This is a genomic window from Pseudomonas sp. sp1636, from assembly GCF_030376615.1.
GTDB lineage: Bacteria > Pseudomonadota > Gammaproteobacteria > Pseudomonadales > Pseudomonadaceae > Aquipseudomonas.
Window position 1 is genome coordinate 126627 of sequence record NZ_JARRAB010000012.1, and the last position, 21818, is coordinate 148444.

The 21818-nt window shown below is 61.0% G+C and carries 21 protein-coding genes, 1 tRNA gene and 1 pseudogene; 19 read left to right on the forward strand and 4 right to left on the reverse strand.

Annotated features, from left to right (window positions below):
* Positions 1–44: 44 nt before the first annotated feature.
* Positions 45–1121, reverse strand: a complete 1077-nt coding sequence (locus P8H27_RS13635; protein ID WP_289638116.1) for a 3-deoxy-7-phosphoheptulonate synthase — start codon at positions 1119–1121, stop codon at positions 45–47.
* Positions 1122–1288: 167 nt separating this feature from the next.
* Positions 1289–1705, reverse strand: a complete 417-nt coding sequence (locus P8H27_RS13640) for a PilZ domain-containing protein (RefSeq protein WP_289638117.1) — start codon at positions 1703–1705, stop codon at positions 1289–1291.
* 31 nt (positions 1706–1736) lie between these two features.
* Between P8H27_RS13640 and P8H27_RS13645 the strand changes: the two are divergent.
* The 5 genes and pseudogenes from P8H27_RS13645 to cysB all read left to right on the forward strand — a co-directional run bounded on the left by P8H27_RS13645 (position 1737) and on the right by cysB (position 5774).
* A pseudogene (locus P8H27_RS13645) lies at positions 1737–2053 on the forward strand (thioredoxin).
* On the forward strand, positions 2053–3030 hold the full coding sequence (locus P8H27_RS13650) for a putative 2-dehydropantoate 2-reductase (protein WP_289638118.1): 978 nt from the start codon (positions 2053–2055) through the stop codon (positions 3028–3030). Before P8H27_RS13645 ends, P8H27_RS13650 begins: the two are co-directional and overlap by 1 nt.
* Before the next feature lie 83 nt (positions 3031–3113).
* Positions 3114–4019 carry a 5'-nucleotidase gene (locus P8H27_RS13655; protein WP_289638119.1) on the forward strand — a complete coding sequence of 302 codons (906 nt, stop codon included), beginning with the start codon at positions 3114–3116 and terminating at the stop codon, positions 4017–4019.
* A 150-nt stretch (positions 4020–4169) separates the two neighbouring features.
* Positions 4170–4670, forward strand: a complete 501-nt coding sequence (locus tag P8H27_RS13660) for a universal stress protein (RefSeq protein WP_289638120.1) — start codon at positions 4170–4172, stop codon at positions 4668–4670.
* Positions 4671–4799: 129 nt separating this feature from the next.
* Positions 4800–5774, forward strand: coding sequence for an HTH-type transcriptional regulator CysB (gene cysB, locus P8H27_RS13665; RefSeq protein ID WP_289638121.1), 975 nt, complete (start codon positions 4800–4802; stop codon positions 5772–5774).
* A gap of 59 nt (positions 5775–5833) precedes the next feature.
* Here the strand turns inward: cysB and P8H27_RS13670 are convergent, their stop codons facing one another.
* Positions 5834–6568 carry a phosphoadenylyl-sulfate reductase gene (locus tag P8H27_RS13670; RefSeq protein ID WP_289638122.1) on the reverse strand — a complete coding sequence of 245 codons (735 nt, stop codon included), beginning with the start codon at positions 6566–6568 and terminating at the stop codon, positions 5834–5836.
* Positions 6569–6800: 232 nt separating this feature from the next.
* On the opposite strand from P8H27_RS13670, the gene thrH reads away from it, so the two are divergent.
* From thrH to P8H27_RS13725, 11 genes are all read left to right on the forward strand, one after another.
* Complete coding sequence (thrH, locus tag P8H27_RS13675; protein WP_289638123.1) at positions 6801–7418, forward strand: bifunctional phosphoserine phosphatase/homoserine phosphotransferase ThrH; 618 nt, start codon at positions 6801–6803, stop codon at positions 7416–7418.
* A gap of 363 nt (positions 7419–7781) precedes the next feature.
* The gene (pqqA, locus tag P8H27_RS13680; RefSeq protein ID WP_003284930.1) at positions 7782–7853 is read left to right on the forward strand and encodes a pyrroloquinoline quinone precursor peptide PqqA; all 72 of its coding nucleotides are present in this window, start codon (positions 7782–7784) and stop codon (positions 7851–7853) included.
* 46 nt (positions 7854–7899) lie between these two features.
* Positions 7900–8814 (forward strand): pyrroloquinoline quinone biosynthesis protein PqqB, encoded by a 915-nt coding sequence (gene pqqB / locus P8H27_RS13685; RefSeq protein ID WP_289638124.1) that lies wholly within the window; start codon positions 7900–7902, stop codon positions 8812–8814.
* Between the two features lie 84 nt (positions 8815–8898).
* On the forward strand, positions 8899–9651 hold the full coding sequence (gene pqqC, locus P8H27_RS13690) for a pyrroloquinoline-quinone synthase PqqC (protein WP_289638125.1): 753 nt from the start codon (positions 8899–8901) through the stop codon (positions 9649–9651).
* The gene (pqqD, locus tag P8H27_RS13695; RefSeq protein WP_289638126.1) at positions 9648–9926 is read left to right on the forward strand and encodes a pyrroloquinoline quinone biosynthesis peptide chaperone PqqD; all 279 of its coding nucleotides are present in this window, start codon (positions 9648–9650) and stop codon (positions 9924–9926) included. The genes pqqC and pqqD overlap by 4 nt, the downstream gene beginning before the upstream one ends.
* The gene (pqqE, locus tag P8H27_RS13700) at positions 9898–11052 is read left to right on the forward strand and encodes a pyrroloquinoline quinone biosynthesis protein PqqE (RefSeq protein ID WP_289638127.1); all 1155 of its coding nucleotides are present in this window, start codon (positions 9898–9900) and stop codon (positions 11050–11052) included. The genes pqqD and pqqE overlap by 29 nt, the downstream gene beginning before the upstream one ends.
* The gene (locus tag P8H27_RS13705) at positions 11040–12908 is read left to right on the forward strand and encodes an alpha/beta hydrolase family protein (RefSeq protein WP_374761352.1); all 1869 of its coding nucleotides are present in this window, start codon (positions 11040–11042) and stop codon (positions 12906–12908) included. Before pqqE ends, P8H27_RS13705 begins: the two co-directional genes overlap by 13 nt.
* 188 nt (positions 12909–13096) lie before the next feature.
* Positions 13097–14260, forward strand: coding sequence for an alcohol dehydrogenase-like regulatory protein ErcA (ercA, locus tag P8H27_RS13710; RefSeq protein ID WP_289638129.1), 1164 nt, complete (start codon positions 13097–13099; stop codon positions 14258–14260).
* Positions 14244–15989, forward strand: a complete 1746-nt coding sequence (locus tag P8H27_RS13715; RefSeq protein WP_289638130.1) for a NahK/ErcS family hybrid sensor histidine kinase/response regulator — start codon at positions 14244–14246, stop codon at positions 15987–15989. The genes ercA and P8H27_RS13715 overlap by 17 nt, the downstream gene beginning before the upstream one ends.
* 116 nt (positions 15990–16105) lie before the next feature.
* Positions 16106–16510, forward strand: a complete 405-nt coding sequence (locus P8H27_RS13720) for a PA2779 family protein (RefSeq protein WP_289638131.1) — start codon at positions 16106–16108, stop codon at positions 16508–16510.
* Positions 16495–17466: a PA2778 family cysteine peptidase gene (locus P8H27_RS13725; protein WP_289638132.1), complete on the forward strand. Its 972-nt coding sequence runs from the start codon at positions 16495–16497 to the stop codon at positions 17464–17466. The genes P8H27_RS13720 and P8H27_RS13725 overlap by 16 nt, the downstream gene beginning before the upstream one ends.
* Before the next feature lie 56 nt (positions 17467–17522).
* Here the strand turns inward: P8H27_RS13725 and P8H27_RS13730 are convergent, their stop codons facing one another.
* On the reverse strand, positions 17523–18806 hold the full coding sequence (locus P8H27_RS13730) for an FAD-binding oxidoreductase (RefSeq protein WP_289638133.1): 1284 nt from the start codon (positions 18804–18806) through the stop codon (positions 17523–17525).
* A gap of 183 nt (positions 18807–18989) precedes the next feature.
* On the opposite strand from P8H27_RS13730, the gene P8H27_RS13735 reads away from it, so the two are divergent.
* The 3 genes from P8H27_RS13735 to infC all read left to right on the forward strand — a co-directional run bounded on the left by P8H27_RS13735 (position 18990) and on the right by infC (position 21779).
* A tRNA-Val gene (locus P8H27_RS13735) sits at positions 18990–19066 on the forward strand.
* A gap of 239 nt (positions 19067–19305) precedes the next feature.
* The gene (gene thrS / locus P8H27_RS13740; protein ID WP_289638134.1) at positions 19306–21228 is read left to right on the forward strand and encodes a threonine--tRNA ligase; all 1923 of its coding nucleotides are present in this window, start codon (positions 19306–19308) and stop codon (positions 21226–21228) included.
* Complete coding sequence (gene infC, locus P8H27_RS13745) at positions 21228–21779, forward strand: translation initiation factor IF-3 (RefSeq protein WP_170862287.1); 552 nt, start codon at positions 21228–21230, stop codon at positions 21777–21779. Before thrS ends, infC begins: the two co-directional genes overlap by 1 nt.
* Positions 21780–21818: the final 39 nt, after the last annotated feature.

Consider the following 21818-nt stretch of genomic DNA (forward strand, 5'->3'; position numbering starts at 1 on the left):
ATAAAAACGCCGGGCATCGCCCGGCGTTTTTATAACTGCACAACTCAGCCGCGGTGACGCTTGGGCAGTACGTCCTTGAGCTTGGCATGCATGCTGCGCAGGGTTTTTTCGGTGCTGTCCCAGTCGATGCAGGCATCGGTGATGGAGACGCCGTACTTGAGTTGGTCGAGGTCTTTCGGTATCGACTGGCTGCCCCAGCCCAGGTGGCTCTCGACCATCAGGCCAACGATCGATTGGTTGCCTTCGAGAATCTGGTTGGCAACGTTGTCCATCACCAGGGGTTGCAGTGCCGGATCCTTGTTCGAGTTGGCATGGCTGCAGTCGACCATGATGTTCGGGCGGATACCGGCTTTGGTCAGTTCCTGCTCGCAAACAGCCACGCTGACCGAGTCGTAGTTCGGCTTGCCGTTGCCGCCGCGCAACACCACGTGACCGTAGGCATTACCTTTGGTGGTGACAATGGACACGCCGCCCTCCTGGTTGATGCCGAGGAAACGGTGCGGGCTGGAAACCGATTGCAGCGCGTTGATCGCTACGGTCAGGCCGCCGTCGGTGCCGTTCTTGAAGCCAACCGCCGAGGACAAGCCGGAGGCCATTTCGCGGTGGGTCTGCGATTCCGTGGTGCGCGCGCCGATGGCCGACCAGCTGATCAGATCCTGCAGGTATTGCGGGGAGATCGGGTCGAGAGCCTCGGTGGCGGTTGGCAGGCCCATTTCCGCCAGGTCGCGCAGCAACTGACGGCCGATGTGCAAGCCGTCTTGGATCTTGAACGAGTCGTCCAGGTAGGGGTCGTTGATCAAGCCTTTCCAGCCCACCGTGGTGCGCGGCTTTTCGAAGTACACGCGCATCACCAGATACAGGCTGTCCGACACTTCTGCGGCAAGCACCTTGAGGCGCTCGGCGTAGTCGTGGGCAGCTTTGATGTCGTGGATCGAGCAGGGGCCGACCACCACGAACAAACGATGGTCTTGGCCATCAAGGATGTCGCGAATCACCTGGCGGCCGGTGGCGACGGTGTGCAGCGCGGCATCGGTCAGCGGAATTTCGCGCTTTAGCTGATCGGGCGTGATCAGGGTTTCGTTGGAGGCAACGTTGAGGTCATCGATCGGTAAGTCAGCCATCGTGCTTTTCATCAGGTCAGGGTCGTCAGGTCACGGGTGCCGGCCGCCAGCGATCCCCGTGTGGCGGAAGCACAGCATTTATGAGCACAGCGGGGATGCAGAACCTTAGCGCGTTACAGGTTGGCTAGACAATGGGTCTAAGGTCGTTAAACGGAACGAAACAGTGATTACAGGCTGGCATGGGAGAACTCGGCGGCGTGGCGTGCGATCCATTCCCCGGCGATGCTCTCGATCGCCAGGTATTCGCCCAGCTCCTGTTCGCGTTGCTGGCGGTAGTGTTCGATCTGGCAGATCTGTTCGACCATGCGTGCTCGAAATAGCGTCTCTTCGTCGATAAAGGCTACGCCGACCAGGTAATCGTCGGCCTGTTTGCGGCACCAGGCCACCACCCCGGGGTAGCGTGCCTGCTCGCCAAACAGCGGGATGCGCAGTTCTATCGCGGTGCCCCGACGAAAGCCGCATCTGGAATTGCACGCCACTCCGCCGAGACTGATATTGTTCAGCCGTTGTTTAGGGATGAAAGTTTGCTTGCGCAGTACCAGTTCCACGGGCATGTCGCTGGGGTGACGCAGAAAACGACGCATGATAACCGACTCCCCATGCCATTAATTTGACATCGCTTTGCATAGTATAGTGGTTGAATTGCAACTGACTGACTTTGATACGAATCGCCGCTTGCTGGTTCTGCTCGGAGCTTCTCTGGTGATTTTCGCTTACACAGGCTGTAGCAGTCGCCGTTGCGCGCGCCTGGTCTGGATCGGCGCAGCCGAAAATGCTGGCCTGGCTGTACGCTATGCGGTATTTCACCTGTCGGCGTTGTTTGTCGTGGCTGATGGCCGATTTTATGGCGCACGCACAGTCGTTTGCGCCTACCTGATTTGATCGACGCCTTGGGTGCGGCACTGACCCGCCCGGCTGAGGAGTTACCTTGATGTCTTTATCCCCGCGTCCACGTATCGGCATTATTGGTACCGGCGCCATTGGCGGTTTCTACGGATTGATGCTGGCCCGCGCCGGTTTCGACGTGCATTTCCTGTTGCGCGGCGAGTTCACCGCGGTGGCCGAGCGTGGACTGCTACTTAATAGCGCGGAATATGGCGCCTTGAGCTTGCAGCCGGTTCAGGCCTACCGTTCGGTGGTCGAGATGCCGCGTTGCGACTGGTTGCTGGTCGGCGCGAAAGCCACCAGCAATGAGGCCTTGGCCCCGATTATTAGCCAGGCTGCGGCCGAAGGTGCCAAGGTCGTGTTGTTGCAAAATGGTCTGGCAGTCGAAGACGAGCTGCGGCCATTGTTGCCGGATTCGCTGCATCTGCTTGGTGGGTTGTGTTTTATCTGCGCATACCGTTCGGATCCTGGGGTGATCGTGCATCAGGCGTTGGGTCGGGTGAACCTCGGCTATCACTCGGGGCCCGCGAGCGACGCCAGCGCGCGTCAGCAGATCGTCGCGGCAGGTGTCGCGCTGTTTACCGCGGCGGGGCTGGACTCCAGCGCACTGCCCGATCTGCAACAGGCTCGTTGGCAGAAGCTGGTGTGGAACGTGCCCTATAACGGCTTGTCGGCATTGCTCAATGCCGACACCCGTGCCTTGATGGCCTGCGCCGACAGTCGCGCGTTGATCGCGGCGATCATGCAGGAGGTGGTCGATGCCGCGCTAGCCTGTGGCCATGAGATGGTGCAGGGCTACCCCGCTAAATTGTTGGCCGCGACCGATCGGATGCCCGACTACCTGCCGAGCATGTACCACGATTTCGTCCAGCAGCGGCCACTGGAACTGCAGGCGATCTATGCGGCGCCGCTGGCCGCCGCCGAACAGGCGGGCTGCGAGTTGCCGCGTACGCGGGCGTTGTACCAGTCACTGCGGTTTCTCGAACAGCGCTACCAGCAACGGCCAAGTCCGACAGGCTGCTAGCCCCACGAGCCGCGTCGTTTCAGCCAAGGGCTTGGAAATTGTCTCGTAACGGCGCCTGATTTTTCACGAACACCGAGGTGAGCATGAGCAAGGCAATGGGCGACAAGCTGGTGCTGGCGATTTCTTCGCGGGCGCTGTTCGACCTGAGCGAGAGTCATCGCGTGTATGAGGGCGAGGGGGTCGAGGCTTATCGTCGCTATCAGATCGAGCATGAGGACGAGATCCTTATGCCTGGCGACGCCTTCCCCTTGGTCGAGAAGCTGCTCGGGCTGAACAGCGCATTGGGGCAGGCGCGGGTGGAGGTGATTCTGGTCTCGCGCAATAGCGCCGACACCGGCCTGCGCGCGTTCAACTCAATCCAGCACTACGGCCTGGGCATCTCGCGTGCGGCCTTCGTTGGCGGTCGCAGCCCCGACCCCTATCTGGCGGCGTTCGGTTGCCATCTGTTTCTCTCGACTCACGCCGAGGATGTGCGCGGCGCGCTGCGCTCGGGGTTTGGCGCGGCCACCATCCTCTCCGGCGGGGCACGACGGGCCGCGAGCAATGAGCTGCGCATCGCTTTCGACGGCGATGCCGTGTTGTTTTCCGACGAGTCCGAGCGGGTCTATCAGCAGGCTGGCCTGGAAGCCTTTCAGAGTCACGAGCGGCAATCGGCCCGCGAGTTGCTGGGTGGCGGTCCCTTCAAATCATTCCTGGCGGCGCTGCATCGTTTGCAGCAGGAATTCCCCGAGGAGGCCTGCCCGATTCGTACGGCTCTGGTCACTGCTCGTTCGGCACCGGCCCACGAACGGGTGATCCGCACCCTGCGCGAGTGGAATATTCGTCTGGATGAGTCGTTTTTTCTGGGCGGGCTGGAGAAGGCTGCCATTCTCGAGACCTTCGCTGCCGACGTATTCTTCGACGACCAGGCCGGGCACTGCGAGAAAGCTCGCGAGGTCGTCGCCACCGGGCATGTACCGCATGGCGTGAGTAACGAGCCGCCGCTCTAGTTTCCGGGTTGCCCTCTGGGCAAACCCGGGTGCGGATGCCGCGCCCTGTGCATATAACCGTTGATCCTGCATGGCTGCAGTTTTGTTGACTTGCAGAGGGCACTGCTAAGCTCAAGCTAGGCCTGCCTGGTAGGCAGTCGTGGAGGCTGCATGATTCGCTCGATTCTCTATGCTACCGATCTTGGTCTTTATGCCCCCTATGTCCTGCAGCATGCCTTGGCGCTGACTCGCGCGTTCAATGCGAGCTTGTATGTCGTGCATGCCGTGGAGCCGATGGGGTTGTTTGCCGAGTCGGTGCTGCAAACCTACCTGGATGAGGAGCGGCTCAAGGAGCTGCGTTGTAAAGGCCTGAGCACGGTGATGGCGAGTATCGAACAGCGGGTATTGGAGGGCTTTCGCGATGAGCTCGGCGAGTCGCAGCATGAGCTCGAGGTGATCCGTTCGGTGCAGGTGGTGCAGGGCGATCCGCCCTTGGTGATTCTCGAGGAGGCGCAGAAGCGTGGGGTGGATCTGCTCGTCGTCGGCAGTCACAGCCACGGCCCGGGCCCGGATATTCCATTGGGACGCACGGCCGCGCGCCTTGTGCAGTTGTCCGAGGTTCCCGTGTATCTGGTGCCGATGCTGCAGCACCGAGCCCGGGGTGAGACCTGAGGCCGTTTTCCGCTTCGACGAATAATCGGCAAAATTAAATAAAATCGTCTAGTTTTAATAGTTAAATCATATATATGGTTATATGTCGCCGGCCATGGGATGGCTGCTTATCTGTTTTGAGGGATTTTTATGAAGCTCCAGCAACTGCGCTACATCTGGGAAGTCGCGCATCACGACCTCAACGTGTCGGCCACAGCGCAAAGCCTTTACACCTCGCAGCCGGGCATCAGCAAGCAGATCCGCTTACTTGAGGACGAATTGGGCGTGGAGGTCTTTGCCCGCAGCGGCAAGCACCTGACCCGGGTGACCCCGGCGGGCGAGCGGATCATCACCACGGCCGGGGAAATCCTGCGCAAGGTCGAGAGCATCAAGCAGATTGCCCAGGAGTTCTCCAACGAGAAGAAGGGCACCTTATCCATTGCCACGACCCACACCCAGGCGCGTTATGCCTTGCCGGCCGTGATCGGTGCATTCATCAAGCAATACCCGGATGTCGCCCTGCACATGCACCAGGGCACGCCGATGCAGATTGCCGAAATGGCCGCCGACGGCACCGTGGATTTCGCCATCGCCACCGAGGGGCTGGAGCTGTTCAATGATCTGGTGATGATGCCGTGCTACCGCTGGAACCGCTGTGTGGTCGTGCCGCAGGGGCACCCGTTGAGCAAGCTGCCGAAGCTGACCCTGGAAGCCCTGGCCGAGCACTCGATCGTCACCTACGTGTTCGGCTTCACGGGGCGCTCCAAACTGGACGAAGCCTTCACTCACCGTGGCCTGACGCCCAAGGTAGTGTTCACTGCCGCCGATGCCGACGTGATCAAAACCTATGTGCGCCTCGGTCTGGGAGTGGGCATCGTGGCGAGAATGGCGGTGGACGCCAAGCTCGATCCCGACCTGGTGGTGCTCGACGCCAGCGATCTGTTCGAGTCCAGTGTGACCAAGATAGGCTTTCGCCGCGGCACCTTCTTGCGTGGATTCATGTGCGATTTTATCGAGAAATTCGCTCCGCACCTGACCCGCGATGTCCTGGCCAAGGCGGTGCAGTGCCACAATAAATCCGAGCTGGAAGAGTTGTTTCGCGACGTCGAGTTGCCGATTTATTGAGCGGCTTGCGAGCAAGAAAAACCCGACTAAGTGTCGGGTTTTTCTTGCTGCTCAGCGCATCAGTTCTTCGCGATCAGGTTGCCGGCGTGCAGGCCGCACTCCTTCTGCGTGGCCTCCTCCCACCACCAGCGACCTTCGCGTTCGTGTTGGTTGGGTAGCACGGGACGAGTGCACGGCTCGCAGCCGATGCTGATGAAGCCGCGCTCATGCAGGCCGTTGTAGGGGATTTCCAGCATGCGGATATAAGCCCAGACGTCTTCGCTGCTCATCTGCGCCAGCGGGTTGAATTTGTACAGCGGTTTGTCGGCAGAGGAGAACGCGGTGTCGATCTCCACTACGGCGACCTGGCTGCGGGTGCCGGGGCTCTGATCGCGGCGCTGACCGGTAGCCCAGGCCTTGACCGTGGCCAGCTTGCGCCGCAGCGGGGCAGTTTTGCGAATGCCGCAGCATTCGCTGTGGCCGTCCTTGTAGAAACTGAACAAGCCTTTTTCCTTGACCAGCGCCTCTAGTGCAGTCGCGTCGGGGGAGAGTACGTCGATGGCGATGCCGTAGTGCTCGCGCACCTGCTCGATGAAGCGGTAGGTCTCCGGGTGTAGGCGGCCCGTGTCGAGGCTGAAGACCTTGACGTTGTTGTTGAGCTTCCAGGCCATGTCCACCAGCACCACGTCCTCGGCGCCGCTGAAGGAAAGCCACAGTTCATCGCCAAAGTGCTCGAAGGCGAGCTTGAGGATGTCCTGGGGCGACTTGTTGGCGTAGCTTGTGGCCAGTTCGGCTACATCGAATGGGGCGCTCATCGGGCTGGATTCCTGGTTGGGGTGGCGCTGAGAGGGTGCCGCCAAGCTACTGCGCTTGGCTGAGCTACGCCCTCGTTGCGCTCTGTGCCTGGATGGTAGCAAAAAGGCGTTATTCCGTTAAATAACCAAGTGCTAGGTTGATCGCGTGGTTTGGGTATAAGGCTTGCGTTGCGCAGCCTCCGGCGAGCGGCTAGAGTGCCGCCTTCTTTCAAGCCCAGTCTAGGAGTGTCCCGTGGAAATCGCTTGTCTCGACCTGGAAGGTGTTCTGGTCCCGGAGATCTGGATCGCCTTCGCGGAAAAAACCGGCATCGAATCGCTGAAAGCGACCACCCGGGATATTCCGGATTACGACGTGCTGATGCAGCAGCGCCTGCGCATTCTCGATGAGCATGGGCTGAAACTGAACGATATCCAGCAAGTCATCGCCACTCTCAAGCCGCTGGACGGCGCGGTGGAGTTCGTCGATTGGCTGCGTGAGCGTTTTCAGGTAGTGATTCTCTCCGACACCTTCTACGAGTTCTCCCAGCCGCTGATGCGTCAACTGGGCTTTCCGACCCTGCTGTGCCACAAGCTGATCACCGACGAGAATGACCGCGTGGTGAGCTACCAGTTGCGCCAGAAAGACCCCAAGCGGCAATCGGTGGTCGCCCTCAAGAGCCTCTATTACCGGGTGATTGCTGCCGGCGACTCGTACAACGACACCACCATGCTCAGCGAGGCCCACGCGGGCATCCTGTTCCATGCGCCGGAGAACGTGATTCGCGAGTTCCCGCAGTTCCCGGCGGTGCACAGCTTTGATGATCTCAAGCGCGAATTCATCAAAGCGTCCAATCGCGAGTTGAGCCTGTAGTCGCCGAGCAAATACAGAACCCGCAATAGCGCAACGCCGTTCACTTAAGCCGAGTGAACGGCGTTTTTCGTGGGGCGGATAAAATCCGGGCCACGCGCCGGGTTCATGCGCCAGGTTCGAGGACGGGGGGCGCCTGGTGCATGATTCGGTGCTGGCAGATCCGGCTTCGTATCGGCCGGTTCATCTGCATACGAGCCTGAGCCCGTGAGGCTGTAAGGTGCCGTTCGGCGAAGGCAGCGGGGTCGGGCTGTCCTACCAATACCAGCAGGATCTCCTCCCAAAGTACCATTCTGTCGCGTGCTTTCTGGGTGCATAACTAGCGCTACCGGAATTTGCCGGTTTTGCGAAGAAGAGGACCGCGCCATGTGGACTAAGCCCGCCTTCACCGATATGCGTATTGGTTTCGAAGTCACCATGTACTTCGCCAATCGCTGATTGGCCTTGCCCCGGCACTGCCGGGGCATCTCACCCGGTATTCGCCATGCATATCCAGATTCTCGGTTCCGCCGCTGGCGGCGGCTTCCCCCAGTGGAACTGCAATTGCCGCAACTGCCATGGCATGCGCGCCGGCAGCCTGCGCGCGCAGCCGCGCACCCAGTCCTCGATAGCCCTGAGTGATAATGGCAAGGACTGGATCCTGTGCAACGCCTCACCGGACATTCGTGCGCAGATCGAAGCGTTCCCGGCCTTGCAGCCGGCACGCAAGCCACGCGACACGGCGATCGGCGCCATCATGCTGATGGACAGCCAGATCGATCACTGCACGGGCCTGCTGACCCTGCGTGAAGGCTGTCCGCATCAAGTCTGGTGTACCGAGATGGTGCATCAGGATCTGACTAGCGGTTTTCCTCTGTTCAATATGCTCGAGCACTGGAACGGTGGCTTGCAGCACCACCTGATCGAGCTGGACGGCGTGCCGTTCGGTATTCCCGTCTGTCCGGATCTGCAATTCACCGCGATTGTCCTGCGCAGCAGCGCGCCGCCGTATTCGCCGCACCGCGGCAACCCGCATCCGGGCGACAACATCGGCCTGTTCGTCGAAGACCTGCGTACCGGCGGCAAGCTGTTCTACGCCCCCGGCCTGGGTCAGGTCGATGATCAGTTGCTGGCCTGGATGCGCCGTGCCGATTGCCTGCTGGTCGATGGCACGCTGTGGCGCGATGATGAGATGCGTCAGTGCGAGGTTGGCGACAAGCTCGGCAGCGAAATGGGCCATCTGCCGCAGAGCGGCCCTGGTGGCATGATCGAGGTGCTCGACGGTCTGCCGGCCAAGCGGAAAATCCTGATCCATATCAACAACACCAACCCGATCCTCGACGTCGATTCGCCGCAGCGCGCCGAGCTGAAGGCCCACGCCATCGACGTCGCCTGGGACGGTATGAGCATCAATTTGTAGGGCACGTCACGCCGCGCATCACGCGAACAAGACTGCCGCCAACGGTGCCCCTACGCGAGCGGCACTGCGCACTGGAGAACCTCGATGAGCAAGACCGCCATGAGCCCTGCCGAATTCGAGCAGGCGCTGCGCGCCAAGGGCGCCTATTACCACATTCATCATCCGTTCCATCAGGCGATGTACGCCGGCCAATCCAGCCGCGAGCAGATCCAGGGCTGGGTGGCCAACCGCTTCTACTACCAGGTGTGCATCCCGGTGAAGGATGCGGCGATCATGGCCAACTGCCCGGATCGCGACACCCGTCGCGAGTGGGTGCAGCGCATCCTCGACCATGACGGTGCGCCTGGCGAGGAGGGCGGCATCGAGGCCTGGCTGCGCCTGGCCGAAGCCGTGGGGCTGAATCGCGAGCAGGTGCTGTCGCAGGAATTGGTCTTGCCGGGGGTGCGCTTCGCCGTCGATGCCTATGTCAACTTCGCCCGCCGCGCCTGTTGGCAGGAGGCGGCCAGCAGCTCGCTGACCGAGTTGTTCGCGCCGACTATTCACCAGTCGCGCCTGGATGCCTGGCCGCAGCATTACCCCTGGATCGATGCCGGCGGTTACGACTACTTCCGCAAACGCCTGAAAGAGGCGCGCCGCGATGTCGAGCACGGGCTGCGCATCACCTTGGCGCACTACACCACTTACGAGGGTCAGCAACGCATGCTGGAAATTTTGCAATTCAAGTTGGACGTACTCTGGAGCATGCTCGATGCCATGAGCATGGCCTATGAGCTGGAGCGTGCGCCTTACCACACGGTGACGGCTGAGCGGGTCTGGCACCGAGGTATTGCGCTATGACTGAGTTGACTATCCAGCAAGTGCCCAAGCTGCGCCGCGGTTTTCGCCTGCAATGGGAGCCCGTGCAGAACTGCCATGTACTGCTTTACCCGGAAGGCATGATCAAACTCAACGACAGTGCCGGGGAAATTCTCCTGCAGGTCAATGGCGCGCACAGCGTCGGCCAGATCATCGATACCCTGAGCGCGCGCTTCCCCGACGTGCCGGGACTCGATGAAGACATCCTGGCCTTTATGGAGGTAGCCAATGCCCAGTTCTGGATCGAGTTGCAGTAAACCGGGCCATGAAGCGGGCCCGCCACTCTGGCTGCTGGCCGAGCTGACCTACCGCTGTCCGCTGCAGTGCCCGTACTGCTCCAATCCGCTGGATTTTTCCCAGCAGGGGCAGGAGCTGACCACTGCCGAGTGGATCGAGGTGTTCCGCCAGGCCCGCGAGCTGGGCGCGGCGCAGCTCGGCTTCTCCGGTGGCGAGCCGCTGGTGCGTCAGGATCTGGCCGAGCTGATCAAGGCGGCGCGCGAGCTGGGTTACTACACCAACCTGATCACCTCCGGCATCGGCTTGACCGAGGAGCGCATCGCCAGTTTCAGCGAAGCCGGCCTGGATCATATCCAGATCAGCTTCCAGGCCGCCGACGAGGAGGTCAACAACTTGCTGGCCGGCTCGAAGAAAGCCTTCGCCCAGAAGCTGGCCATGGCCCGCGCGGTCAAGGCGGCCGGCTACCCGATGGTGCTGAATTTCGTCACCCACCGGCACAACATCGACAACATCGAGCGGATTATTGAGTTGTGCCTGGAGCTGGAAGCCGATTTCGTCGAGTTGGCCACCTGCCAGTTCTACGGCTGGGCCGAGCTCAATCGCGCCGGCCTGTTGCCGACCCGTAGCCAACTGGAACGCGCCGAGCGCATCACCAATCAGTGGCGCGAGAAACTGGCGGCCGATAAGCACCCGTGCAAGCTGATCTTCGTCACCCCGGATTACTACGAAGAGCGGCCCAAGGCCTGCATGAATGGTTGGGGCAACCTGTTCCTCGACATCACCCCGGACGGCACCGCACTGCCGTGTCACAGTGCGCGCCAATTGCCGGTGCAGTTTCCCAACGTGCGCGAACACAGCATCGAGCATATCTGGCGGCATTCCTTCGGCTTCAACCGTTTCCGCGGCGACGACTGGATGCCAGAACCCTGTCGTTCGTGCGACGAGAAGGCCAAGGACTTCGGCGGTTGCCGTTGCCAGGCCTTTATGCTCACGGGCGATGCCAGCAACGCCGACCCGGTGTGCAGCAAGTCAGCGCATCACGGCATCATCCTCGCCGCGCGCGCAGAGGCGGAGCAGGCTCCGGGGGCGCTGGAGGATCTGCAGTTCCGTAACGAGAAGGCCTCCAAGCTCATATGCAAGGCCTAGGCTGCGCCATGCGCATCGCCGCCGATGACATCTGGAGCGCCGCCCAGGCCGCGGCCGCCAGTGGCGATTTCGCCGAACTGCACGCCGTCCAGGGCGGCCTGCTGTGGGTGGCTTTCGATCCGCAGCAGGCACGTTGCGCGCTGTTCTTCTGGCGTGACGACGAGGTGCGCGAGCTGACTCCGCCGGGATTCTCCGTGCGCAGCCGGGTCTATGAGTACGGCGGCGGTGCCTGCTGCGCCACCGATCGGGGCGCGGCGTTCGTCAACGAGGCGGATCAGCAGATCTACCTGGTAGAGGGCGCCACGCGCACCGGTGATTCGGCGGGCGCACCCTGCGCACTGACCGCTCGGCCAGCGAGCCGCTATGGCGACCTGTCTTTTGTCTCCGCCTGGCAAGCGTTTCTGGCGGTAGAGGAGAGCCATGAGCCGAACGGCGTGATCCATCGCCTGGTGCGCATCGGCCTGGATGGACGCCGTCAGCTGTTGGTCGAGGGCGCCGACTTCTATGCCGGCCCGGTTGTCAGCGAGGACGGCCACCAACTGGCCTGGATCGAGTGGGACAGACCCTATCAGCCCTGGATCGCCACCCGCCTGTGCCTGCGTGAGGGCGATGAGCCCCGACGGGTTCTGGCCGGCGCTGACAACGAGCAGTCCCTGCAGCAGCCGCGTTTCGCTGGCGACGGCAGGCTCTGGGTGCTCTCCGACTGCCATGGCTGGTGGCAGCCGACGTGCGCCAATCAGTCATCCTTGCGCGCCGCCGATGCCTACGACGCCCCTTACGATCATGCGCCGGCTCCCTGGCAGCTGGGCGGCTTCAGCTACCTGCCGCTGGAATCGAGCGCCATGCTGCTGAGCCGTTTCGAACAGGGTTCCGGCGTGCTGCTCGACGTGGATGGGCTGGGGCGCGAACGGCGTCTGGCTCCGGACTTCAGTCGTTTCCGCGCACTGGCCGTGGATGCCGGCCACTACTACTGCATCGCCGGGGCGCCGAACCGCCTGCCAGCGGTTTTGGCCATCGCCCGTGACAGCGGTGCGGTGCGCATCCTCGCCGGCGGTGAGGAGCCCCTGCCTGCGCAGCACTTGTCCAGGCCGCAGCCCTTCAGTTGTCGGGTCGGTGAGGACGAACGCAGCCAGGGCTTCTTCTATGCACCTGCGGGGCAAGTGGAGAAACCGCCGCTGGTGGTGTTCCTGCACGGCGGCCCCACCTCGGCCTGCTACCCGGTGTTCGACCCGCGCATCCCGTTCTGGACGCTACGCGGCTACGCCGTGCTCGACCTCAACTATCGCGGCAGCAGCGGTTACGGCCGAGCCTATCGCCTGCGCCTGGCGGGGGAGTGGGGGTGCATCGAGGTGGCGGACGTCCAGGCCGCGGTGGCGGATCTGGCGGCCGGGGGGCTGATCGACCCGGCGCGGGTATTCGTCCGTGGCGCCAGTGCCGGCGGTTATACCGCGCTCTGCGCGCTGGCCTTCACCCGGGCGTTCCGCGGTGGCGCCAGCCTCTACGGGGTCAGCGACCCACTGGCCTTGCGTCAGATGACGCACAAATTCGAGGCCGACTATCTGGACTGGCTGATCGGCGATCCGCTGCGCGATGCCCCGCGTTATCGGGCGCGCACGCCGCTGCTGCATGCCGACCGGATTACGACGCCGGTGATTTTCTTCCAGGGCGGCCAGGATGCGGTGGTACTGCCGGCGCAGACCGAAGCCATGGTCGCCGCACTGCGCGCGCGCAACATCGCGGTGGACTACCACCTGTATCCCGAGGAGCGCCACGGTTTTCGCCAGGCGGCCAATCTGGCCCATGCCCTGGAACAGGAGTGGCTGTTTTATCGGCGGCTGCTGGCGAGCCCCGCCTGAGCCGATGCTCTTTACCGCGATGGCTCCGGGGCCGCCCGAGGACAACGCGTGACGCCCAATCTAGAACAAGCGGCATTCCCGGACAGGCTCCTGTCGGCGCTTGCGCCAGCCGACACGGGTGGCATTGCATTGGCAGGTGAATCCAGTACGCTGGGCGGTAGTCAGAATAACAAGCAGTAGGCCGTGGCATGAGCGCCGATATCAGTCTTCATCGTAAATTCGTCTCGCCGGAAATCGTCTTTGGTGCGGGCTGCCGACACAGTGTGGGCAACTACGCGGCCAACTATGGCGCGCGCAAGGTGCTGCTGGTGTCGGATCCGGGCGTGGAGGCCGCCGGCTGGGTGGCCGATGTGCAAGCCAGTTTGCTGCGCCAGGGTATCGAGCACTGCCTGTACACCCAGGTCTCGCCCAATCCGCGCAGCGAAGAGGTGATGCTCGGCGCCGAGCTTTACCGCAGCCAGGGCTGCAACGTGATAGTCGCGGTGGGCGGCGGCAGCCCGATGGACTGCGCCAAGGGCATAGGCATCGCCGTGGCCCATGGCCGCAATATCATCGAGTTCGAGGGGGTGGATACCCTGCGCGTGCCGAGCCCGCCACTGATCCTGATTCCGACCACCGCCGGCACCTCGGCGGACGTGTCGCAGTTCGTGATCATTTCCAACCAGGACGCGCGGATGAAGTTCTCCATCGTCAGCAAGGGCGCGGTGCCCGACGTCTCGCTGATCGACCCGGAGACCACTCTGAGCATGGATCCGTTTCTCTCCGCCTGTACCGGTATCGACGCCCTGGTGCATGCCATCGAGGCCTTCGTCTCCACCGGCTCGGGGCCGCTGACCGATGCCCACGCGCTGGAAGCCATGCGCCTGATCAACGGCAATCTGGTGGCGATGATCGCCAACCCGAACGAGATCGCCCTGCGCGAGAAGATCATGCTCGGCAGCATGCAGGCCGGCCTGGCCTTTTCCAATGCCATCCTCGGTGCGGTGCACGCCATGTCGCACAGCCTCGGCGGTTTTCTCGACCTGCCGCACGGCCTGTGCAATGCCGTGTTGGTCGAACATGTGGTGGCGTTCAATTACAACGCCTCGCCGGATCGCTTCAAGGTGGTGGCCGAAACCCTCGGCATCGATACTCGGGGCCTTAACCACGCGCAGATCCGCCAGCGCCTGGTCGAACACTTGATTCAGTTCAAACGAGCGGTCGGCTTCCATGAAACCCTGGGGTTGCACGGGGTTGGCAGTTCCGATATTCCGTTCCTGTCGCACAATGCCATGCAGGATCCGTGCATCCTCACTAACCCACGGGATTCGACCCAGCGCGATGTCGAGGTCGTCTATGCCGAGGCCCTCTGATCAGCAGCGCCAGGCGCTCACCGAGCTGCTCGGGCTGGGCAGCCATTCGGTGCGCAAGAGCCATTACCCGGAATTGCTGGCGCGCCTGGAGGATCTGGAAACCGAGCGCAACCGCTACAAATGGCTGTTCGAACACGCGGTGCACGGCATCTTCCAGGCCAGCCTGCAGGACGGTCTGCGCGCGGCCAATCCGGCCTTGGCGCGCATGCTTGGTTATGACGACCCGCAAGAGGTGTTGTGGTCGCCGGCCGACCTGGCCGAGTACCTGTTCGTCGGTGGTAGCGAGGAGTTGCAGCACATTCGTCAGGTGCTGGAGCATGCGCCCGGTCTGTTTGGCTATGAAACCCAGTTGCGGCGCAAGGACGGTAGTACCGTCGATGTATTGATGAACCTGCTGCTGAAACCGGGTGATGAAGGCCTGATCGAGGGGTTCGTCGCCGATATCACCGAGCGAAAATTGGCGCAGCAGCGCCTGCAGTTGCTCAATGAAGAGTTAGAGCAGCGAGTCAAGGCGCGCACTGTCGAGTTGCAGGAGGCCAACCGCAACCTGTTGCAGCAGATAGTCGAACGCAAACGTATCGAGCAGGCGTTGCGAGAGGCGCGCGATGCCGCGCAAGCAGCCAACCACAGCAAGGACAAGTACCTGGCAACGGCCAGCCATGACCTGTTGCAGCCACTCAACGCGGCGCGGTTGCTGATCTCCACCCTGCGCGAGCGCGACCTGCCGGAGGCCGAGCACAACCTGGTCGAACGCAGCCACCAGGCGCTGGAGGGGGCCGAGGATCTGCTCTCCGATTTGCTGGATATCTCCAAGCTCGATCAGGCGGCGATCAAGCCGGATATTGATGTGTATCGGTTGCAGAGCCTGCTGGAGCCTCTGGCGTCTGAGTTTCAACCGGTGGCTGTGGCCGAGGGGTTACGCCTGAAGGCGCGTATTCCCAACTATACGATCAGCACGGATTTCCGCCTGTTGACGCGCATCCTGCGCAACTTCCTGAGTAACGCTTGCCGCTACACCGAGCAGGGCCGCATCCTCTTGGGTGTGCGCAAGCGCGGCAAGTTCCTCGACCTGCAAGTGTGGGACACCGGTCGCGGTATCTCCGAGGATCAACTGGAAAACATCTTTCTCGAGTTCAACCAGCTGAATGTCGGTCGTGCCGCCGAGCGCAGGGGGGTTGGCCTGGGCCTGGCGATCGTCGAGCGGATCGCACGCGTGCTCGGTTATCCGGTCGAGGTGCGCTCGCAGCCTGGACGCGGCTCGGTGTTCGCCATTCGGGTGCCGTTGGCTCCGCGGATTCTGCCCGCGGCACCGGCCACTTCATCGGTTCCGACGTTGCTCGGCGACCCGTTGCCAGGGCGGCGTCTGTTAGTGCTGGATAACGAGTTGAGCATTCTTCATAGCATGGCGGCGTTGCTCGAACAGTGGGGCTGTGTGGTGGTGGCTGCGGTCGATCAGGAGACCGCCGTGCAGGAGCTCGCTGGGCAGGCACCGGATCTGATTCTGGCGGACTTTCATCTTGACCATGACGTGCTGGGTTGCGCTGTGGTGGCGTATTTGCGTCAGCACTTTGACTCGCCGATTCCCGCGGTGATGATCACCGCCGATCGTAGCGATCAGTGTCGCCGCGAACTGCAGCGTATGGGCATGCCGCTACTCAATAAGCCGGTCAAGCCCGGCAAGTTGCGCGCGGTAGTCAGTCAGATGCTGCGCGACTCGGCCATATTGTGAGAAAGGTGGATATAGCTGTGCTGTCAGGCAGCCCCTGGGTTTATATTGACTATGCTGGTGTGGAGTCCTGAGCCATCAAGGTTTTAGGCATATGGTTCTACAAGGAGATAACCCTTATGTACAGTCGCTCGTTGTTCCGCCGTATGGCTGCGATGCTGGCGGTGTTTCACGTTCTGATGATTGTCCAGATCCCCCAGGCCAATGCGCGCATGATCGGTACCGGTGAGGTGTTGGCCGAGCAACAGCAGCAGGTCGATCGCCAACAATTGCTGAGCATGCTCGATGAGCAGGGTGTTCAGGAAAAGTTGTTGGATATGGGTGTTGACCGCACTCAGGTTGAGGACCGTATCAACAGCCTGACCAGTGCCGAGTTGGCGCAGTTCAATCAGCAGTTGGCGCAAGCGCCCGCAGGTGCCAGTGGCGTTGTAGGGATCATCGTGCTGTTCCTGGTGATCTTCATCGTTACCGATCTGCTCTGTGCCACTAATATCTTCAATTTCGTCAAATGCATAAATCGTTGATTGGCTGGAAGCTCCTTCCTCTCGTTCTGGTTGTTCTGCTGGTCGCCTGCGCGAAGTCTCCGGTGTTGCCGCCGCAGACTTCGCGTTTGCCTGAGCGGGTAGAGCTGAGCGATGTACCGTTTTTTCCGCAGAGTGCCTATCAATGCGGGCCGGCGGCGTTGGCAACCATGCTCAACCAGCGCGGCGTAGTGACCAGCCCGGGCCTGCTCAAGGATCGAGTGTTCATTCCGGCGCGTGACGGCAGCCTGCAAGTAGAGATGGTCGCGGCCGCACGGGCTCACGATATGCTGGTGTATCCACTGCAGCCGCGTCTGGAAGTGTTACTTGCCGAGGTGGCGGCGGGTAATCCGGTGTTGATTCTGCAAAATTTGGCCTTCGACTGGTACCCGCGCTGGCACTTTGCGGTGGTGGTCGGCTATGACCAGCGTGAACGTACTCTGATTTTGCGTTCGGGCACCACGCGGCGCTGGCTGACCAGCTTCAGCAGTTTCGACAAGACCTGGGCGCGGGGTGGGCGTTGGGCCGTGTTGACCTTGCCGGCAGATACGCTGCCGGCGCAGGCCGAATTGCGCCCCTGGCTCAAGGCCGCCAGCGATCTTGAGGAAACCGGCCGGGTCGCTGCGGCGCAACGGGCCTATCGCGCCGCTACCCAGCATTGGCCGGATGAGTCGTTGGGTTGGTTTGCCTTGGCCAACAGCCGCTATGCCAGTGGCGATGCCTTGGGCGCTGAGACTGCTTTACGTAAAAGCCTGGCGCAGCAGCCGGGTTTTGCCGCGGGCTGGTTCAACCTGTCCCAGGTATTGACCGATCGAGGTTGCTTGCAGGCAGCCGAGCAAGCGAAGGCCTGCGCCCAGCGATTGGCTCCAGATGATCAGCGGTTTGCCGCCGCTATCAAGCAATCAGCCGGGGCCTCGCAGCAGTGCATATCGCCACCGGTATGCCCGCTGGCCAACTAGCTGGGCCGGAAAAGCCAACGGCCCCCAAGGCGCCGTTGGTTTTTGCGGACGGTAGATTAGAAGCCGAACTTGTCGCGCAGGCTGTAGTACCAGGCACCCATCGCGGTGAAAGGAACTCGGAGCAACTGGCCGCCGGGGAAGGGGTAGTGCGGCAGTTCGGCGAAGGCGTCGAAACGCTCGGCCTGGCCGCGCAGGGCTTCGGCCAACACCTTACCGGCCAGGTGGGTGTAGGTCACCCCGTGGCCGCTGCAGCCCTGCGAGTAATAGATGTTGTCGCCGAGGCGGCCGACCTGGGGCAGGCGCGACAGGGTCAGCAGGAAGTTGCCGGTCCAGGCGTAATCGATCTTCACGTCTTTCAGTTGGGGAAAGGTCTTGAGCATGTTCGGTCGGATGATCGATTCGATATTGGCCGGATCGCGCGCGCCATAGACCACGCCGCCACCGAAGATCAGGCGCTTGTCCCCGCTCAGGCGGTAATAGTCGAGCAGGTAGTTGCAGTCTTCGACGCAGTAGTCCTGCGGCAGCAGACTCTTCGCCAGTTCATCGGACAAAGGTTCGGTGGTGATCACCTGGGTGCCGCAAGGCATCGACTTGGCCGATAACTCGGGGATTAGATTGCCCAGGTAAGCGTTGCCGGCCACTACCACGAACTTGGCCTTGATTCGGCCGTTGGGGCTATGCACCACCGGGTTGGCGCCGCGCTCGATGCGAATGGCCGGGGATTGTTCGTAAATCACCCCGCCTAAGGATTCAACCGCCGCCGCCTCGCCGAGTGCCAGATTGAGCGGATGGATATGTCCGCCGCTCATGTCGAGCATGCCGCCGATATAGTTTTCGCTCGCCACCACTTCGCGGATGCGTTTGGCGTCCAGCAGCTCCAGTTGGGTATGGCCATAGCGCTCCCACAACTTCTTCTGCGCTTCCAGGTGGCCCATCTGCTTGGGCGTGATCGCGGCGAACACGCCGCCATCCTTGAGGTCGCACTGGATGTTGTACTTGGCCACCCGTTCGCGAATGATCCGGCCGCCTTCGAACGCCATCTGGCCCAGCAGTTGCGCCTGCTTGGGGCCGACGCTGCGCTCTATGGTGTCGATGTCGCGGCTGTAACTGTTGACGATTTGACCGCCGTTGCGACCCGAGGCGCCGAAACCGACTTTGGCAGCCTCGACAATGCTCACCTTGAAGCCGCTTTCCAGCAGAGCAATGGCCGTGGACAAACCCGTGTAGCCCGCACCGACAATACAGACGTCTGTTTCCACTTCACCATTCAGTTCCGGGCGTGGCGGAGCCGGGTTGGCTGAAGCGGCATAATAGGATTCTGGGTGAGACGTGTGCGCCATATTGCAACCTCTGTTCTTTATTTTTTACGAATATCGCGATGCTACCCGAGATGAAAATGCCCGGCTAGTACCTGTGCAAAATATTAAACGCCACGTCGAACAGTAAAAAATTCATTTATTCAGGCAGTTAGAGAAAAAAGTGTTGACTCTTTTGAGTGTCTCCGTAGAATGCGCACCCATCGGAGGCACATAGCTCAGTTGGTTAGAGCACCACCTTGACATGGTGGGGGTCGTTGGTTCGAATCCAATTGTGCCTACCAATTCGATAAAAAGGGTCGCCCAGGCGACCCTTTTTTATTGGGCGGCTTGTCAGGGCTCAGGCTTTCTGGAAGCATCCGGCCTTTGCTTAATTGCGTATAAACCTCCAGTGACTCTGGTTCGGTTCAGGTTGGCTCACAAGCTCCTGCCACTGTAAGGCAGGCATACCGCCGAATCGCTTACTGGCTCATCCCAACCCATGTGGCCTTTGGTAGAGGTCACCACTAGGAGAGGAGGCGCCATGCCCATCATCACTCTTCCCGACGGCAGTCAGCGTTCATTCGATCACCCGGTCTCCGTGCTCGAGGTGGCCCAATCCATTGGCGCGGGCCTGGCAAAAGCCACGCTGGCCGGCAAGGTCAATGGCAAGCTGATCGATGCCTGCGACCTGATCGACAGCGACGCGACCCTGCAAATCATTACGCCAAAAGATCAGGAAGGGCTGGAGATTATCCGCCATTCCTGTGCGCACCTGATCGGTCATGCGGTCAAGCAGTTGTTCCCGACCGCCAAGATGGTGATAGGGCCGGTCATTGAAGAAGGTTTCTATTACGACATTGCCTCCGAGCGTCCCTTTACTATGGAGGACGTGGCGGCGATCGAGCAGCGCATGCAGCAGCTGATCGAAAAAGACTACGACGTGATCAAGAAGGTGACTCCGCGCGCCGAGGTGATCGATGTCTTCGCCACTCGTGGCGAGGACTACAAGTTGCGCCTGGTCGAAGACATGCCGGGCGAGCAGGCCATGGGCCTGTATTACCATGAAGAATACGTCGACATGTGCCGTGGCCCGCATGTGCCGAATACCCGCTTCCTTAAGGCGTTCAAGCTGACCAAACTGTCCGGCGCCTATTGGCGCGGCGACGCGAAGAACGAGCAGTTGCAGCGCGTCTATGGCACTGCCTGGGCCGACAAGAAGCAGTTGGCAGCCTATATCCAGCGTATTGAAGAAGCCGAGAAGCGCGATCACCGCAAGATCGGCAAGCGCCTGAACCTGTTCCATACCCAGGAAGAGGCGCCGGGCATGGTGTTCTGGCATCCCAATGGCTGGACCCTGTATCAGGTGCTCGAGCAGTACATGCGCAAGGTGCAGCACGAACATGGCTATTTGGAGATCAAGACCCCGCAGGTGGTGGATCGTTCGCTGTGGGAGAAATCCGGGCACTGGGCCAACTACGCCGAAAACATGTTCACCACCGAGTCGGAAAGCCGCGATTACGCGATCAAGCCGATGAACTGCCCGTGCCACGTGCAGGTGTTCAATCAGGGCTTGAAGAGTTACCGCGAGCTGCCGATGCGCCTGGCCGAATTCGGCGCCTGCCACCGCAACGAGCCGTCCGGCGCCCTGCACGGCATCATGCGCGTGCGCGGCTTTACCCAGGACGATGCGCATATCTTCTGCACCGAAGAGCAGATGCAGGCCGAGTCGGCGGATTTCATCAAGCTGACCCTGGCGGTCTATGCCGATTTCGGCTTTACCGACATCCAGCTCAAGCTCTCGACCCGCCCGGATAAGCGCGTGGGTTCCGATGAGTTGTGGGATCGTGCCGAAGCGGCGTTGGCCTCGGCGCTGGACAGTGCGGGTCTGCCATATGACCTGCAGCCGGGGGAGGGTGCCTTCTACGGGCCGAAGATCGAATTCTCGCTGAAGGATTGTCTGGGTCGTGTCTGGCAGTGTGGTACCCTGCAGCTCGATTTCAACCTGCCGGTACGTTTGGGCGCCGAATACGTCAGCGAGGACAACAGCCGTAAGCATCCGGTGATGTTGCACCGCGCGATTCTCGGTTCTTTCGAGCGCTTTATCGGGATTCTGATCGAGCACTACGAGGGAGCATTCCCGGCGTGGTTGGCGCCAACTCAGGCAGTGGTGATGAATATCACCGATAAACAGGCCGATTTTGCTTTGGAAGTGGAAAAAACACTCAATCAAAGCGGTTTTCGTGCCAAGTCTGACTTGAGAAACGAAAAAATTGGCTTTAAAATCCGCGAGCATACTTTGCTCAAGGTTCCCTATCTCTTGGTTATCGGAGATCGGGAGGTTGAAATGCAAACTGTCGCCGTGCGTACCCGTGAAGGTGCTGATCTGGGCTCGATGCCCGTCGCTCAATTCGCTGAATTTCTCGCGCAGGCGGTTTCCCGGCGTGGTCGCCAAGATGTGGAGTAATCATTATTAAGCGTGAAATGAGACAAGATAAACGAGCTGCGCCGAAAGCCCCGATCAACGAGAATATCTCGGCCCGCGAGGTTCGGTTAATTGGCGCTGAAGGCGAGCAAATTGGCATCGTCTCGATTGATGAAGCGCTTAGAATCGCCGAAGAATCCAAGCTGGATTTGGTGGAAATTTCTGCCGATGCGATCCCTCCGGTTTGCCGAGTCATGGACTACGGCAAGTCGATCTTCGAAAAGAAGAAGCAGATCGCTGCTGCGAAGAAAAACCAGAAGCAAGTCCAGGTTAAAGAAATCAAGTTTCGTCCAGGGACGGAGGAAGGGGATTACCAGGTAAAACTGCGCAACCTGGTACGTTTCCTGAGTGAAGGGGACAGGGCCAAGGTATCCTTGCGATTCCGTGGCCGTGAGATGGCGCATCAGGAGCTGGGCATGGAGCTGTTGAAGCGGGTTGAAGCTGACCTGCTTGAATATGGCTCGGTTGAACAGCATCCAAAGATGGAAGGACGCCAGCTGATAATGGTCATCGCCCCCAAAAAGAAGAAGTAACCACCAGGGCACGGCAGGCCTTGCGGTTATGTTTATCAA